This window comes from Brevundimonas sp. (assembly GCF_030656255.1).
GTDB lineage: Bacteria > Pseudomonadota > Alphaproteobacteria > Caulobacterales > Caulobacteraceae > Brevundimonas.
In genome coordinates, this window is the sequence record NZ_JAUSOE010000083.1 from 1 (window position 1) to 15,631 (window position 15,631).

The 15,631-nt window shown below is 60.9% G+C and carries 14 protein-coding genes; 7 read left to right on the top strand and 7 right to left on the bottom strand.

From position 1 onward, the window contains the following. A partial coding sequence (locus tag Q7J26_RS08985) for a recombinase family protein (protein WP_304936120.1) occupies positions 1-501 on the top strand: 501 nt, incomplete at its 5' end. Here the strand turns inward: Q7J26_RS08985 and Q7J26_RS08990 are convergent. Continuing rightward, positions 488-2,215 carry an AIPR family protein gene (locus Q7J26_RS08990; RefSeq protein WP_304936121.1) on the bottom strand — a complete coding sequence of 576 codons (1,728 nt, stop codon included), beginning with the start codon at positions 2,213-2,215 and terminating at the stop codon, positions 488-490. The genes Q7J26_RS08985 and Q7J26_RS08990 overlap by 14 nt on opposite strands. A gap of 113 nt (positions 2,216-2,328) precedes the next feature. Then, positions 2,329-2,532 carry a helix-turn-helix domain-containing protein gene (locus Q7J26_RS08995; protein WP_304936122.1) on the bottom strand — a complete coding sequence of 68 codons (204 nt, stop codon included), beginning with the start codon at positions 2,530-2,532 and terminating at the stop codon, positions 2,329-2,331. 1,319 nt (positions 2,533-3,851) lie between these two features. On the opposite strand from Q7J26_RS08995, the gene Q7J26_RS09000 reads away from it, so the two are divergent. Then, positions 3,852-5,141 carry a hypothetical protein gene (locus Q7J26_RS09000; protein WP_304936123.1) on the top strand — a complete coding sequence of 430 codons (1,290 nt, stop codon included), beginning with the start codon at positions 3,852-3,854 and terminating at the stop codon, positions 5,139-5,141. Positions 5,142-5,545: 404 nt separating this feature from the next. Continuing rightward, positions 5,546-6,142, top strand: coding sequence for a hypothetical protein (locus tag Q7J26_RS09005; RefSeq protein ID WP_304936124.1), 597 nt, complete (start codon positions 5,546-5,548; stop codon positions 6,140-6,142). A gap of 759 nt (positions 6,143-6,901) precedes the next feature. Here Q7J26_RS09005 and Q7J26_RS09010 read toward each other — a convergent pair. Further along, the gene (locus Q7J26_RS09010) at positions 6,902-7,111 is read right to left on the bottom strand and encodes a hypothetical protein (protein ID WP_304936125.1); all 210 of its coding nucleotides are present in this window, start codon (positions 7,109-7,111) and stop codon (positions 6,902-6,904) included. Positions 7,112-7,113: 2 nt separating this feature from the next. On the opposite strand from Q7J26_RS09010, the gene Q7J26_RS09015 reads away from it, so the two are divergent. Both Q7J26_RS09015 and Q7J26_RS09020 read left to right on the top strand, forming a co-directional pair. Then, entirely contained in the window at positions 7,114-7,749 is a 636-nt protein-coding gene (locus Q7J26_RS09015) for a hypothetical protein (RefSeq protein WP_304936126.1), read from the top strand. Between the two features lie 278 nt (positions 7,750-8,027). Further along, the gene (locus Q7J26_RS09020; protein WP_304936127.1) at positions 8,028-8,663 is read left to right on the top strand and encodes a hypothetical protein; all 636 of its coding nucleotides are present in this window, start codon (positions 8,028-8,030) and stop codon (positions 8,661-8,663) included. Positions 8,664-8,898: 235 nt separating this feature from the next. On the opposite strand, the gene Q7J26_RS09025 is transcribed toward Q7J26_RS09020, so the two are convergent. The 4 genes from Q7J26_RS09025 to Q7J26_RS09040 all read right to left on the bottom strand — a co-directional run bounded on the left by Q7J26_RS09025 (position 8,899) and on the right by Q7J26_RS09040 (position 12,358). Further along, positions 8,899-10,236, bottom strand: coding sequence for an Hsp70 family protein (locus Q7J26_RS09025; protein WP_304936128.1), 1,338 nt, complete (start codon positions 10,234-10,236; stop codon positions 8,899-8,901). Positions 10,237-10,304: 68 nt separating this feature from the next. Further along, positions 10,305-11,150, bottom strand: coding sequence for a CoA ester lyase (locus Q7J26_RS09030; RefSeq protein WP_304936129.1), 846 nt, complete (start codon positions 11,148-11,150; stop codon positions 10,305-10,307). Further along, positions 11,150-11,827 carry an SDR family NAD(P)-dependent oxidoreductase gene (locus tag Q7J26_RS09035; protein WP_304936130.1) on the bottom strand — a complete coding sequence of 226 codons (678 nt, stop codon included), beginning with the start codon at positions 11,825-11,827 and terminating at the stop codon, positions 11,150-11,152. Before Q7J26_RS09035 ends, Q7J26_RS09030 begins: the two co-directional genes overlap by 1 nt. 33 nt (positions 11,828-11,860) lie before the next feature. Next, positions 11,861-12,358 (bottom strand): GAF domain-containing protein, encoded by a 498-nt coding sequence (locus Q7J26_RS09040; RefSeq protein WP_304936131.1) that lies wholly within the window; start codon positions 12,356-12,358, stop codon positions 11,861-11,863. A gap of 251 nt (positions 12,359-12,609) precedes the next feature. Between Q7J26_RS09040 and Q7J26_RS09045 the strand changes: the two genes are divergently transcribed. Together Q7J26_RS09045 and Q7J26_RS09050 are read left to right on the top strand one after the other, a co-directional pair. Then, positions 12,610-14,115 (top strand): tetratricopeptide repeat protein, encoded by a 1,506-nt coding sequence (locus Q7J26_RS09045; protein ID WP_304936132.1) that lies wholly within the window; start codon positions 12,610-12,612, stop codon positions 14,113-14,115. Positions 14,116-14,132: 17 nt separating this feature from the next. After that, entirely contained in the window at positions 14,133-15,572 is a 1,440-nt protein-coding gene (locus tag Q7J26_RS09050; protein ID WP_304936133.1) for a hypothetical protein, read from the top strand. Positions 15,573-15,631 lie beyond the last annotated feature (59 nt).

The window sequence follows — 15,631 nt, forward strand, 5'->3', positions numbered from 1 at the left end:
GAACCACAAAGGGCGATTGAGGAGACAATATCTGGGTCGATAGCAGCTACCGAACGTCCAGCCTTCGTCAGACTGATGGATCGCCTCGAAGCAGGCGATGTGCTGCTGGTTACGAAGCTCGACAGACTGGGGCGTAACGCAATGGATGTAAGGGCAACGGTTGAGCGCCTAGAGCAGTCGGGCGTGCGAGTTCATTGCTTAGCCCTAGGAGGAGTCGATCTAACCAGTGCCGCTGGCCGAATGACCATGTCCGTAATCGCTGCGGTGGCCGAATTTGAACGTGACCTGCTCATTGAGCGTACCCAGTCAGGCCTGAAGCGAGCAGTGGAGCAAGGTAAGAGGCTTGGACGCCCCCCCAAGCTCTCAGACACCCAACGTGAGGAGATCGTAGCCAAACGTAGCAATGGCGCATCGCTAGGCTCGCTAGCTAAGGAGTATGGCGTCACGCGCTCAGCGATCCAGCGCGTTGAGAAAAGACCTCAGTCACCTAAGGCTTTTTAACCTCTCTTTGAGCCAGTGCCTTAGTTCTTACTTCTGCGACGAAGGTCTCCGTCTTGATACGGTCCCGCGTAATATCGTTGATATCAACAATCGCTGCACAGAGGTCCCTCATCTTGGCCAAGACTGCCTCGTCATTGCTGCTAATAAACTTCTCAATTGCCGCACATGCAGCCTTGATCTTTCCCGAATTCAACTGCGGGGTACTCGCACCTAGAACATAATATTTTATGGCCATCAATATGTGCCATCTAAGTTTGAAGTACTTCGGATCAATCTTACCGTTGCTGGTCAAAAGCTTCACACGATAAAGCGTATAAGCAGCTACGTGATATATGTCTTCTGCGTAGGACCTATCGAACACCACGTTCTTTAGCTCACCGGTAAGACGATTTGGGTACCGGCTCGCAACATCAGGCTTGTCTAAAAACATCGCCCCCGCGCATCGGGCAATTTCTTTAATATCAAAGACACGTATCGCCTTGACATTATCGTGCGAGGCGAACTGGTTCTTGCGCCTTTCAAAATATAGACGGTACTCTTCATCTTGACCGCGCGCATCAAAGTACCTCTCAAGCGCCTTAACCGAATCTAGAGTGGCAAGAAACTGATCCTCTTCGACTTTTGCTTGCCGATTCGTCGATCTGACAATATCATCGACAACATTAGCGTCCGATGTCTCAACAATTTTTAGCATCAGCGTAGTGTCGTCGGTAACACTTGCCCGATTCTCGAACAGAACATTTGATGTCTGACATCCATTTACGATTTGGAAATCCCGTAGATAAATCTCAAGACTGCTCACCCGCACATCGGGTGAAATAATTGTTATACCATTATTCAGGACGCCAAACCGCTTTTGCTTATCAACGTCGCGAAGTGTCTCTGAGATTTCAGAGTTGATCTCTCCGTCTAGGCCAATAAAGTCGCGAACATTTTCTTCGAAAATTCTCTGTCTCAGGCGACCATTCGCGTCACTCAAAATCTGCTCAATGAAATCCTTCGCCTTGACCGTTAACACGTATCCTTGCTCAATCTGAGGAGCCTTGGGAAAGGCTGCCAAACCGATTACTTTTAGAGTGGCTTCGACTTGGCCCTCGGCTGCGGCCCACATGACGATGATTGCGTCTCGGTCGAGCAGCTTGGCTTCAACGGTGCTGAAATACCCAGTATCTCCCACTGACCGTTCAAGCGCTTCTCGGGCGGCCAATATCTCCCTTTCCTCGGCCACGCGCGCAGTATTTGCGAAATAACAGCGTGCCTGAGGCTTTCCTCCGCGCAACTTTCCGACGTTCTTTAAAACGGCGTCAAATACTTCTCGCGAATTTCTAATGTACTCACTATGTGGGTACTGATGTTCGTCGCTCAAAAAATCCACTACTGCGGATTGAAAGTTGTTAATATCGCTTTTATTCCAGCTTTCGCCAGTTTTTGCCTGTGTGAATATTATAGTCGCCTCGACATCTCGTTTGCGACCCGCAAAGAAGTCGTCAATCTCATCCGTAGACGAAACGAATACGTCATCTAGGAAGACCATTACACCGTCAATTCCCGGGTCGTCACCTTCGTATACCAAATCTCGCGGATCAACACCCTCAGCGCAAAGGGATCGCAGGGCTGCGTAGTTTACAAATGCTTCGAACTGCTTCGAAATCGCCCAATCAATTGAGTATTTTTTCGAAAAATCAGCGAGATGGTTTTGTACGACCCGGTGCATAGACGCTCCCCTACAGCGTGATGACGGCTGTTTGCACCCATGTGAGCATGCGAATCTCCAACACGCTAGAGGCGAATGTCAGGAGCCCTGAAACGGAAAACGAAGCCTGCGCATTATCCAAGGAGGTCCTTCGGATGACACCCCAACGCCGTGGCTATTCTGACTACCACTAGAAGGCTGGGATTTCTTCTGCCTCGCTCAATCCCTCCAAGGTAGGTCAGATCAATCTCAGCTTCGAAGGCCAACTTTTCCTGAGTGAACCCGCGCTCAAGTCGAAGCCGCCTAACATTTTCCCCAACCAATGCTCTCCAGTCCATTTACAGGAAGGAGCAGGATCGGGCTTATTGTCACTAGGGATTATAGTCCCTATTGGGAGGAGAATGTCGGAATGAGGGTAGGTTTAGTTTTGGCGGTTGCCATAAGTCTAACGGCTTTAGCCGCTCAGGCAGGATGGCAGCGAACCGAATGGGGCATGACAGAGAGTGAGTTCCTTGCGGTGTATCCAAGCGCCGTAAAGGAAGGCACGTCATACAACCTTTCGCCAGCACCAACCCAGAGCGTGGGGGCGACATCGGCCCGGTTCGACTTCCCACGAGGCAAGCTCTACCGCGTCGTCGTGACCTACGAAGGTCTGGAGTATGAGCAGCTAAAAGCATCAGTCTCGGCGCAGTTTGGCAGGCCAAGTACGGAGGAAGAGCGGAGTTGTCGTTCCGGCATTTGCACTCAGAAAGCCACCTTCAGCGACCCACGCAGACGTAACGTTGTCGAAACCTCTGAATTTATGGGGAGGTACTACGTGTCCTACACCGAATTGCAGACCGGGTTTTAGATTGTGCTGAGGTTTGACAGCGTCGAGTAAGCCACTGTCTTGAAAAGACCCATATGGGGAGGGGTAGACATTCTACGCGGTTGAATTCCCTGCGCTGCCTTCTTCGCTCCGGGCCTACCACCTCCTCCCAATTCGCGAGGGATAATCGGGGCCAGCGAGGCGCGGGAATGAGGCTTATCGTCGAAGGCAACATAAGACTACCTAGCGGTTGCGTGCAACGTTGATTATTCGGTGACGAAGCCGTCGCCTCGATTCGTCCAGCCATCCTCGCGCATCTCGATCCGGTCGGTTTTCACACGTCCAGAGGCCGCCACAGTGTCAGCATTTAGCCAGCTATCTCGATTCATACCAAAACACTCGACTGCGGAGTGGATATGGCTGATCGTCCCCATGACAGTCGCATTGAGTATGTTGGTCGGTTCTGGCCCGCATATCCAGCAGGCTTTGGGAATGTCAATCAGTGTCCATGACACTTATAGTCAACAGGCGGTTTTACAGTTTCCACGGCTATCGATATGGATTCTATCCAGCCTGCTACATCCATATAGCCTAATAGTACTCCTAAGTGTACTTTATGCAATAGGGGCTCGGACCGCAATTTCTCAGGCTACTAGGCTGTGCTTATGCATCGGCTCATTACTGACGGCCAGTGATGCACTATTGGTCGCGAGCCGGATAGACCCAAATATCTCTTTTCCCGGCACAGTATTCTATAATTTCTCAGGCGGTATAGCTTGCGGAATATTTTATTTTGTATCCTTATACTTATATTCTTTGGCGTTCGACCATTTTTCAACAAAGCAGGTCTTGCGTCGTGTTGCCCCGGCAATGTCGGTCATACTTTTTGGTATGATCACTTCATCCGTTTTTCTTTTTTCGATAACGAACCTGTTTCAGCCGGTCCCGGCAATTGTCAATCTCAGTTTCGGGGACAATTCCTCTCTTTCAACTGTATCAAAGTCAAAAGTGGATATTGATCCAGAAATGACACCGCACTCTGATCGTCAGCCTGATGAGAGATTTGCATTTATTCCACGTACCGATCTAGATGGAATCTTGTCGATAACTCATGCAGGTCGTAGTAAACTCTCTACCGGATTACAGTCAATCGATGCAGAGTCAGCTTTTGGATTGTCGATATCGGCGTACGCCGACTGTCCATTCTGGGAGATTGAAGCACTTCCACGGCCAAAGCCTCTTCTCTTTTCCTATCCGGTTCGGCAGTCGAACATCGTCATAGATGGCGGCAACTCCGATATCAAATCGACTGTGTCCGGACTTGTGACGTTAAACGCTGGCGATATTCAGATGTTTGGTATTTCGAATTCAGAAAAGGAGTCTGAACGAGATATATCTGGTTTTGTAACCGAAAATACCTCCGTTCAGTATTCATCGTCGGATGACATACCCTACCTCATCGGAACATCATTGTTGAAGGCTAGCGGCAACAGAGGCCTTCCTTCTCCCGTTAAATTCACGCTGTCTATTGATGATCGGACATTTGATTTATCAATACATGGAGACAACACCGCACGGACATCAGATCGACTGGTTTGTAGGCCCGTTGCACTCTCAGTAGAGGATGGCAATCTGATTTTGTCTGAAAGACCTCGCTCTTATATATCGCTATATATACAGCCGTCACGCGAAGGTGCTGGGCAGGCGTATCACTCACAGGCTCAAACGTTGCGAGTTGAAGGCATCAACGGCTGGGTAGCTTTGAAAAACGTCCCCGTCAGCGATATCGCGAACACCTCAATGGGCGGCATTCAGATGATGTTTGCGCAATCCGGGATGGAGCATCTTGAGGTCGGAGGGAGAACGGTTGATGTGCGACCATCCGATACCCTCGTCACGCGAGGCGACCAACGAATTCGCATTGGCGATGACGGTAATTTTGCCGTTTCCGGTCGCGCGGATGCCATCTGGCGCAATGATATCCGAGCTAGTCTAACGCGATGGGAACTACTCAGTGGGGAAATGCGCGTCGGTCTTGTGACGGCACTGCTTGCATCGCTCGCTACCGCAATCACGATGCTGTGGAGACTGGTGAACTCCTTTGGGCGGACCAGCCCGACCCAGCGATTCCGATTTTAACGCGCGAGATGATCTTCGCCAATGATGGCCGTCGTGGTTTGACACTCCGGTATAACCCGTTGATGGGATATGTGTTCGGTCCAAACGGTTTGACACCTCATCTCTCTGAAATGTCAGCGCTCTTCCATTCCCTCCGGGCCTACCACTCCTCTCTAGAGGTCTGATTGGGCAGGAAATCTAGCAAATACGGCCCTTTCGAAGCTTGCACTGTGACACATAACTTTGTCACCGGACGGGAACCTGGCGCTGCTAATCCGCCTTGGATGGGTAGCTGGCAATGTGTCGGGACCACTTAAAAGTGGCTCAAAACCACTTAAGAGTGGCTCAACTACTAGATCCAACAGCCATCGACCGGCTGACTGTCCGCTCGTGACTCTAAGCGGACGTCCAGAAGGTCGGCTTTCATGACGCCCTGGATGGCGCACGACCTCATCGACTTCGAGCAGAGCTTCGAAAAGTCGCCTACGACAACGCTCGAGCTCCAGGCTCTCGTTCGGCGTCGTGTCGAGAAGATCGCGCATGACCTGGTGCATGGAAAGTTCGCACAGGCCGATACCTTAAAGGGACTGATCGACGAGAACGCCGTCCAGCGCTGGATCGCCGATCGTTTCGAGACGCTTCGCGGCAGGGCGTATTCGGTCGAGCGGGAAACGCATGTCGCCGATGAGAAGGAACCGGACATCACCCTCACCAGTCGCGACAGCTGCGTGGCGCTGCCCATCGAAATCAAGGTGATCGATGAGATGAGCGTGCCTGCATTGGAGGTGGCGCTCGAGAACCAGCTGTGTCGCCAGTATCTGCGTCATGCCGAAGCGCGCCATGGCGCCCTGCTTCTGGTCCATCAGAGTCCTCGCGCCGCTGGCTGGAAGATGCCAGATGTCGCGGGGCACGTTCCGCTGAGCCAGGTTCTCGCGCACCTCGAAGGTCAAGCGAAACGAATTCGGGAGCGGGACCCGCGAGGCCCTCAACCGATCGTGCTGCTCATTGACGTTTCGAAGTAGGGAGCGCGCGACCCGCGAGTTCGCGACCGTTTATGCCGGTGTCCGAACGGAAGGGGGCTCGGTCCCTCCCGCAGGCCACTGGAAGGCGAGGCCGGAGCACATATTAAAGGCTGCCAGCGAATGTCACTTGTCGGCCACCGCCAATGCCTGCTCCTTGAGTTCATTCGGCATTCGCTCTCTTAGCGGCCCGAAATGCCACTGAGGCACCGTTAGCTGGTATCCTAAAATGGCGACCTGAAAATCTACCGACCTTTCAATGGCTGGTTGAGCCACTCTTAAGTGGTCCCGACACAATGACGGAAGCGCGGTGACCGCTTCCTTCGGGATGCGATAACACGAGCTCCCACTCGGCATAGTGGATAGAGCCTTCGGGAAGACTGACGCAGTAAGCGCCGCTTCGGAGGGCGACGATATCGCGGGACCCTCTGCCTCCAGATTGCAGATAGATTTCTCCATCGGGAGCAACAGACAGGCTGCCGGGGGTTCCATAGGGATGAGCGACGGGAACGCCACGAGCTCTCGGTCTTGCGGTAACTTCGCCGGTCACCTTCTCGACGAACTCCGGCAGGTTCCGCACCCACGCCACGAATGGGGTCGGTTCTCCGGGAGTATGCGAGTGAATAACCAACGCGCCCTCGGTGCCTGATATGTCGGCGCGAACGCAAAGCCAGAAACCATTCGGCCACGACACTGAGAAGAGTTCGCCCGGTTGGAGCTCGTCCTTCCTAACTGGCCGAGGGAAATGGCTTTCGATGACCATTACTTTTTCTCGTCCGGCTTTTTCGGCGCAGGGGCGCTTGCCGAAGGTTTCTTCGCAGGCTGGGGAGCATGGTCACGCGCATTCACCTGGAAGTAGTGCGTCGGCGGACGATCACGCCCAACCTTACCCCCTTCACTTTTCTCGGTGTTCGACGCAGCCTCTTCGCGCCGGACCTTCATTTCCATCGGCTCATCTTCTTCAGGCGGCATCCGTGGCTCCACGACTTAAGGGCTCTGACTTTTCGGGCGCATCCGAGGAGTTGCTCGATTTCATTCGGGAGCAGAGCGAGAAACGGCTCGCCGCGCAAGCGCAACTTATGGCGTCTGCTGATTCGCGCGCGAATGCGCTTCTAGCGGCCAGTGTCGCGCTTTCCGCCGCAGCCGTGGCGACAGCCGTGGGCCAGTCCGATGCAAACGGCAGCCCGCGTCTTGTGTGGGCCGCCGCAGCTTTCGCGTCGTTGACTGTCGGGGCCGCCGGTCTAGCAGTTGCCGCGCTATGGCCGATCCCTGTCCACGCGGTGGGTTGGACGGGCAACTCATTCATCGGTGACATCAAAGCGGGCAAAACTAGTCGTCTGATCAAGGCGGAGATCGTCGCGATGCTTCACGCCAGAACGGAGCGGAATCGTGCCTGCGCTTCGCAGTTGGCAGTGCGAGTCAAAGGGGCAATGCTCTGTTTATCGCTCGCTCCTCCTGTGGGACTCGCGGTGGGCATCTATGATCCCTGTGGCTGGAGCGGGGTGGTGTCGGGGTGCATTGCCGCTGGCTGCCTGGGCTTCGCGACCTATTTCGGGGACAAGCTCCGGGGTGAAGCAAAACGCGCGATGGCTGTTGCACGTGACACCTGAACTGTGAAAAAAGCCTCTCGTTGAGGACGGAAAAAGCTAGTAAATCCAATGTTTGAGGGAGGGTTAGAGGCTCTCCCTCCGAGCCTACCAATCCCTATGTTTTTGACAATGAAACAAGGGGTTTAGAAAGTTTGATACTCAGGATTTGACATTAAGCGTTGTCTTTTCGATTTGAAGACGACTGAAGCCTGACGCTGGACATCAACCTCAAGCTGTGCAGTAAAGCCCCAATGAGGCAGAGGGCAATAGTCGGAATTTGGGCGGTGTGCTGCGGCGTCTTGCTGGCCCTTGTGTGGACGGCCTTCTTTGGGGCTTCACTCAATCCCATGTGGAAGTGGTTCACGACCAACAAGGACACAGCGGGTTGGGTGCAAGCTTTCGGCTCCATCGCGGCGATCTTGGCGACAGCGGGTGTTGTGTGGTGGCAGGAAACTCGCCGGCGCGAAGACATTAGAATTGAGAGACTACGCCAGCGGACAGACCAGCTTGAAGGCCTTTCTGCAATGGGACGACGGCTGGTAAAAATTCTGTCTGAAGTTGAAAACTCCTACGACTACTTTGAGAATAGGTTCGTCGACGTAGCCTTCCAAGACATCTCCGCAGCCTTTGCAGAAGTCCCCGTCCATGACGCTCGAAGCTATAGCGTTGCCACAGCCGTCATGACCCTTCGACGTATAAGTTTGCGCGTATTGGAGCCCCTCCATTGGCTGACAGAGTACCAACTGCGCACTTCGTACCATCCATCCTGGGACATAGAAGCCGAAAACCGCTTCTCCATTGTGCAATCTGCGCTCGACGAAGCCATACTTGCGCTGAACGTGCTGGAGGCAACATTAGACAGAGTCGAATCCAAGCTTCCCCGCAAGGAGCGTGGGACCAATTCGCCCCCCTGGAAGCCGAGTTCAGCTGAATGAGAAACGATCAGTAAGACGCTATTACGGTAAAGGCGCGGCACGTCGGCAACCCATTCGCTCGATTACCGTAGCTCTTAGTCATTCGGAATGTCATTCGAAAACATAGCGCAAGCGTGTTGCTGCTGCGGGCTCGCCCGAGGTTAAGTCGTCCCACCGCATGTTCGTCAGGCCATGATATCGCCGCGCAATTCGAACGGTCAGCGTCTGACGGGACACCCGTCTGAAAAAGGCGGCGTTAACCCCCCGCCGGCCCCTGCGTCCACCGTTCCACGTCCGGCTGAAGCCCGATCAGGGCCAGGCCCGCCGCGATGGATTCGAACTCGCCGCCGGTCTCGATCCGGTCGGGGCCGAAGCGGCGGTGGAACAGGGCGCGGACGGCGGGGGTCAGGGAGGTGCCGCCGGTCAGGAAGACGCGGTCGACTCCTTCCATCGTCAGGCCCGACTGTCGCAGGGCCTGATCCAGGGCTTCGTCCAGGGCCGTTTCGATGGCGGTCAGTTCGGGCGCGATCCAGGCTTCGAACTGGGCGCGCGTGACCGGTTTCTCGATCCGCACGTCGCCGGCCACGAACGAGAAGTCGGCGGCCTCGGCCCGCGACAGATCCTGTTTCAGCGTCGAGACGGCGCGGTACAGGGCGTGGCCGTGGTTGTCGTCCAGCACCTCGATCAGCCGGTCGATCTTCTCGGGCTCCAGCGAGGTCGTGGCCAGGCCCCGGATGTCGCGCATGTCGCGCGACGCCCGCAGCAGGGCCAGCTGGTCCCAGCGGGCGAAGGCGGAATAATAGCGCTGCGGCACCGGCAGGGTCTTGCCGACGCTGGCGTAGAAACTGCCTTTGCCCAGTTCCGGCGACACCAGATTGTCGATGATCCGATAGTCGAAGGCGTCGCCCGCCACCCCGACCCCCGACCGCGCCAGGGGCGTGGACTTCAGCCCGTCCGGCGTCTGTTCGAAGCGGATGATGGAGAAGTCGCTGGTGCCCCCGCCGAAGTCGGCGACCAGGACGGTGGCGTCCTGTTTCAGGGTCCGGGCGAAATAGAAGGCGGCGCCGACCGGTTCATAGGCGTAGCGGACGTCCTCGAACCCCAGCCGGCGAAACGCGGTCTCATACCGCTCCAGCGCCAGGGCCTCGTCCGGGCGGCCGCCGGCGAAGGTCACGGGCCGGCCCACGATGACGCGCGGCGGCAGGTCGGCCATGGCGGACCCCGCATGGTGCCGCAGCTTCAGCAGGAAGGCGGCCAGCAGGTCCTCGAACGTATAGCGCCGGTCGTGGATACGGGTCTCGGTGAAGGCGGCGCTGGCGGCGAAGGTCTTGAACGACTGGATGAACCGGGTGTCGTGCGGATCGTCGACATAGGCCTCGATGGCCCAGGGCCCGGCCTCGACCACCCGTTCCGGCCGCCCCTCGCCCTCGGCGGCGTGGAACTGGAAGCTCAGGGCCGAGCGGAAGGTCGAGCTTTCGCCCCCCTCGACCACGAACTGCACCAGGACGGCCCCGGTCGTCGGGTCCGCCAGGGCGACGACGGAATTCGTCGTGCCGAAATCTATGCCGATCGTCAGCGGCTGCGGCGTGGTCATGACCCGGCTCCTCGAAGGGCGGGCTTCCTACAGCGTCCGGGCGCAATAGGAAACGCCGGATCGGACCTTTACCGGCGGTTCGTCGCCTCGGCGTGTCGCGCCAGCAGGGCTTCGGCCTGGGCCAGGTGCAGGCGTTCGACCATGGCGCCGCCCACCCGGATCGCGCCCCGCCCCTCGGCCGTCGGCGCGGCGAAGGCTTCGACCACGGCGCGGGCCTGGGCCACCTCGGCCTCGGACGGCGAGAAGGCGGCGTTGGCGGCGGCGATCTGGGACGGGTGGATCAGGCTCTTGCCGTCGAACCCGTACAGCCGACCCTGCGCCGCCTCGGCCGCCAACCCGTCCGCATCCTCGATCCGGTTGAACACCCCGTCCACCGCCAGCAGCCCATGCGCCCGAGCCGCGACGACCAGGGCGGCCAGCCACGGCTTGAACGGCTCGCGATCCGGCGACGCGCCGGTCCCCAGGGCCTTGGCCAGGTCGTTGACCCCCAGCATCAGCCCGTCCAGCCGCCCGCCCGCGCCCGCAATATCGTTAAGCGCGATCAGACCGCGCGGCGTCTCGATCATGGCCCACAAGTCGGCGCCCGGCGCGCGGGCCGAGATCGCGTGGACCGTCTCGACGGTCTCCACCTTGGGCGCGACGATCAGGCCGGCGCCCGCGTCCGCCAGCGCGTTCAGATCGTCCTCGCCCCAGTCGGTGTCGAGGGCGTTGATCCGCACCCCCAGCCGTGGCCCGAACCCGCCCGCCCTCACTGCCGCGACCGCCGCCGCCCGCGCCTCGGCCTTGGCCTCGGGCGCCACCGCATCCTCCAGGTCCAGAATGGCCACGTCGCAGTCCAGCGTCCGCGCCTTCTCCACCGCCCGCGCGTTCGACGCCGGCAGGTACAGGACGCTGCGGACCAGATCGCCCCGCATCAGACCCGCCCGGTCACGGGCACCAGCGCCCCGGTCATGGCCCGGCTCTCGGGCGAGGCCAGGAACAGGATCACCGCCGCCAGATCGGCCGGGGCGACCCAGGTCGCCGGATCGGCGTCCGGCATGTCCTTGCGGTTGGCCGGGGTGTCGATGATGGAGGGCAGGACGGCGTTGACCGTCACCGCCGTCGTCTTCAGCTCGTCGGCCAGGGCCTGGGTCAGGGCGTGAACCCCCAGCTTGGCCGCCCCATAGGCGCCCATGCCTGCGCCGGGCTTCAGCGCGGCGGCCGAGCCGATATTGACGATCCGCCCATCCTCAGCCGCCTTCAGATACGGCAGGGCCGCACGGCTGGCGTTCAGGGCGGTGGTCAGGTTCAGCGCCTGCATCCGGTCCCAGGCCGGCGCCGCGTCCTCCGTCGTCTGCCACACGAAGCCGCCGGCGATATTCGCCAGCACGTCCAGCCGCCCGAACCGGCTGATCACGGCGGTGAAGGCCGCCTCGGCCTGGCCCGCGTCGGTCAGATCGACCCCGCCCAACTCCAGCACCCCGGCCGGAACCACATGGCCCGCCGCATGGTCGATGACCGCGACCTTCAGCCCCGCCGCCAGCGCAGCCTCCAGCACGGCCCGGCCCAGCACCCCGTGCCCGCCGGTAATCACGATCACCCGTTGCGTCATCTCGTCCTCCACCGCATCCCTCCCTGTCGCCGATCAACCGGCGGCGAAGACCCTGGCCAACAGGCGTTCCAGCCCCGCCTGATCCACGGCGTCAAAGGCGGCCGGGGTCGTCGCGTCCACGTCGAACACGGCGATCAGGGCGCCCGAGGCGTCCAGCACCGGCACGACGATCTCGCTGGCCGAGCGGCTGTCGCAGGCGATATGGCCGGGGAAGGCGTGGACGTCCTCGACGATCTGGGTCGTGCGCGTCGCCGCCGCCGTTCCGCACACCCCGCGCCCGAAGGCGATCCGCAGACAGCCCAGCGTCCCCTGATACGGCCCGACCACCAGTTCGTCCGCCTTGTCCGGCGCCACGACATAGAAGCCCGTCCAGAAGAAATGGTCGAAGGCGTCGGCCAGCATCGAGGCGACCGTCGCCATCCGCGCCGTCACATTGGGCTCCCCGTCCAGAACGGCCAGCACCTCGGCCTCGACCTCAGCGTAACGGTCAGCCTTGTCGGCGGGGCGGTCGTCGCGGGCGACATAGGACATGGGCGGCTCCTTCGATTCGCAGCCGATATAGGGGGCGGTCGCCTCCAACGCGAGCTTTCGCCTCAGGGCCGAAATTTCTAAACGTCGGAAATCACACAACAAGGTTCTTCAGCCCGAAAATAGGGGCTTGCTGCAGCACAGCTTTGTCGCAAAACAGCGTTAACCATGATGAACGATCGGACCTGTCGGCGCATGTGCGCGCCGTCCTGCGTCGTGGCGAACACGGGATTTATCGGGGGCGACGGCGACGCATGAGGGAGCACGACAAAGCGGCGCAAGATCCCTTCCGGCGCCTGCGCGGCCGCCCGCCTCTAGTCGGCGGCGTCCTGGCGATCGTGGTCCTTCTGGTCGCCGTTCTGCTGCTGGCCAGCTGCGGCGACGGTCGGCCGGGCTTGTGGCGTCGCGGCGGCCAGAACGACGCCGCCCTGTCCTGCCCCCGCCCCGCCTCGGTCACGGGGTCCGAGTTCAACGCCCAGGAGGCCGGTCTGCGCGCCCTGCGCCGCGCCGCCTTCCGCGGCGACGTCTTCGCCCAGCTGGAGCTGGGGGCGCGCTACGCCGCCGTCCGCGCCACCGACAAGAATATCGAAGACCCGATCGAAAGCGCGGTCTGGTACGCCATGGCCCTGGCCAATGACGAGGGCTACGCCCCGATCAATCGGGTCGAGCGCAAGGGCGGCGGTCTGTTCGGCGGCGGCTGGCGGCCCCTGTCGCGATACGACGACTGCCGCGCCTTTGAACGCCACCGCGCCTATCAGGTGCTGGATCGCCAGCTGTCGCGCATGAGCCGCGAAGAGCAGGAGGCGGTGCGCGACCGGGTCATCTACATCCTCTCGACCCAGGACGCCGAAGGCTATCGCACCCTCGCCCGGCTGCACGACGGCCTGTACGGCCCGTTCGGCGAGCCCGAGGACAATCCCGAGGCGCGCGAGGCCCTGGGCCGCGCCCCCGAAGGCCAGGGCTTCGGCCAGAAACGTCAGCGCGGCGGCTACTGGGCGGCGATCAACCTGTTCCAGCGCAACGACGTGGACGCCTATCTGTACAACTATCTGGCGGTCCAGACCGGGGACGTCGGCGCCTATGTCCTGATGAAGGACTTCGAACGCTCCTCGCCCGGCCGCGCCCAATACGCCGGCTTCGTCGAGGCCAAGGCCCGCCAGTGGACGCCGCCGTTCGAATTCTATCCGCTGGAGGCCCCGGCCTCGGGCGTGCCCTTCTCGGACGAGAGCCGACCGCGCGGCGACGCCTATGAATACGCCCTGTCGCGGCTTCAGAGCGAACTGCCCTTCGTCCATATCGGCCGGGCCCTGCGCTATCTGGGCGTGACCCAGGAGATGGCCACCGCCCCCGAACAGCTGTCCCGGCAACAGATCGAGGCCTTCGAGGCCATGATCGGCCATGCGACCGAAAGCCGGCTGTCCCCGGTCGAACGGGTCCGCGCCATTCAGCTGGCCGCCGTCAACGGCTCGTCCGAGGCCCAGCTGGTTCTGGCGGTCATGTATGCCGAGGGGATCGGCCTGCCCGCCGACTACGCCCGCTCGTTCAAATGGTTCAGCGAGGCGGCCCGCCAGGGCAGCCCCGAGGCCAAGTTCGCCATGTCCACATACTTCGCCCTCGGCGTCGCCGGGGTGGCGGATCAGGACAAGGCCGACGCCGTCGCCTACCGCATCGAATCCGCGCTGTCGGGCTTCGGCCCCTCGGCCTCGCGCCTGCAGGCCCTGCTGTCCCAGGTGTCCCGCGCCCAACAACAGCGCCGTTAACAGGGGGGTCTGGTCGCATGAACATCCGCTCGCTCGCGAAAGTCTCGCTCCTCGCGGCCTTCGCCCTATCCACCCTGGCGGCCCTGCCCGACCCGGTTCAGGCCCAGGTCGCCGCAAAAGTCGAGGCCCAGACCCGGCCGAACTTCGGCGTCCTGCTGGACCCGCCGACCCGCAGCCGCCCGCGCGCCCATCGCCGCTACGACTATGGCCGTTATCGCGGCCCCGACTGGCGTCCCCTGCCCCTTCCCCCGCATCAGGAAGAGGTCGTCCTGGTCGATTGCGGCGGCAATCCCGGCTCGGGCGCGATTGAAAGCGCGGTCCAGCGCGTCCGCCCCGGCGGCACATTGATCATCCGGGCCCGGGCCGGCGCCTGCGTCGGCTGGCTGAACATCGACAAGCCGATGACCCTCATCGGCGACAGCGGCTTCGATCCACGCCGCTGGGACGCCGCGACCCCGACGCTCCAGGCGCCGGACGGCCTGCCCTGTCTGACCGTCGCGCCCGGCGTCCGGGTCGAGGTCCGCGACCTGGTCTTCGCCTCGCCCCGCGCCGGCGACGCCGCCTGCGTGGTCGGCTATAACGCCGAGATCGTCATGAGCCGGGTCGGCTTCCGCCACGTCGGGGACGAGGCCGCCATCTACGCTGACGGCGGCCTGCTGGACCTGCGCGATGTCCTGATCGACGCCCGCACCGTCTCGGCCGCCATCGTCGCCGACGGCGCCGCCGTGACCCTGTACGAGACCGCCGTCGCCGGAGCCCAGTCGGGCGTCGATCTGACGCCGGGCTCGGGCGCGCCGTCCACCCTGACCTCGGTGACCCTGATCGGGTCGGAACAGCCGAACAATTTCGGCCCCCGCGCCATCGGCCTGATCGTCCGCGCCGCGCGCGACTATGGCCAGGTGGCCGTCAGCAACGCCAAGATCTGCGGCTATGTCGAGGGGGTGGCGGTCGAGGGCGCCTCGGTCTCGGTCTCCAACAGCCGGATCTGCAAGGGCGACAAGGGGGCGGTTCTCTATAACGGCGAGCTTCTGTTCGATCAGAACCGCGTCCGTGTGAACCAGGTCGGGGTCGCCGCCGCCTCGGGCCGTGCCGTGATCACCGGCAACAGTTTCGCCGGCGTCCGCGACGCCATCTACGCCGAGGACCGCGCGACCATCCAGGCGCGCGGCAACAGCGTCTGGTCCCGCGACCTGTGTCGCCCCCGCTTCGAAAACCGCTACCGCGACCGCTACGCCCCGTCGTGGAACGGAAACGACGGCGGATACGACTGCCAGCAGACCCCCTACCCCCGCGACTGGTGGGAGGCGGAAGACGGTCCCTATTTCGACCAGGCCTACGCCCTGGACGGCTACGACCGCTACCAGCAGGGCTACGGCTGGTACGACCGCGACGGCCGCTACATCCCCGACGACCGCTACCGCGGCGACGACCGCTGGCGCCGCAGCGGCTGGTTCTAGGTCCGCGCCCCCTCCGTCACGGCGCTCCGCGCCGCGCCACCTCCCCCAAGGGGGGAGGA

Bases quoted from the DNA above. Each gene is read 5' to 3' on its own strand.
- Q7J26_RS08990 (WP_304936121.1), bottom strand. From the start codon at position 2,215: ATGCACCGGGTCGTACAAAACCATCTCGCTGATTTTTCGAAAAAATAC.
- Q7J26_RS08995 (WP_304936122.1), bottom strand. From the start codon at position 2,532: ATGGACTGGAGAGCATTGGTTGGGGAAAATGTTAGGCGGCTTCGACTT.
- Q7J26_RS09005 (WP_304936124.1), top strand. From the start codon at position 5,546: ATGACGCCCTGGATGGCGCACGACCTCATCGACTTCGAGCAGAGCTTC.
- Q7J26_RS09010 (WP_304936125.1), bottom strand. From the start codon at position 7,111: ATGCCGCCTGAAGAAGATGAGCCGATGGAAATGAAGGTCCGGCGCGAA.
- Q7J26_RS09025 (WP_304936128.1), bottom strand. From the start codon at position 10,236: ATGACCACGCCGCAGCCGCTGACGATCGGCATAGATTTCGGCACGACG.
- Q7J26_RS09030 (WP_304936129.1), bottom strand. From the start codon at position 11,150: ATGCGGGGCGATCTGGTCCGCAGCGTCCTGTACCTGCCGGCGTCGAAC.
- Q7J26_RS09035 (WP_304936130.1), bottom strand. From the start codon at position 11,827: ATGACGCAACGGGTGATCGTGATTACCGGCGGGCACGGGGTGCTGGGC.
- Q7J26_RS09040 (WP_304936131.1), bottom strand. From the start codon at position 12,358: ATGTCCTATGTCGCCCGCGACGACCGCCCCGCCGACAAGGCTGACCGT.
- Q7J26_RS09045 (WP_304936132.1), top strand. From the start codon at position 12,610: ATGAGGGAGCACGACAAAGCGGCGCAAGATCCCTTCCGGCGCCTGCGC.
- Q7J26_RS09050 (WP_304936133.1), top strand. From the start codon at position 14,133: ATGAACATCCGCTCGCTCGCGAAAGTCTCGCTCCTCGCGGCCTTCGCC.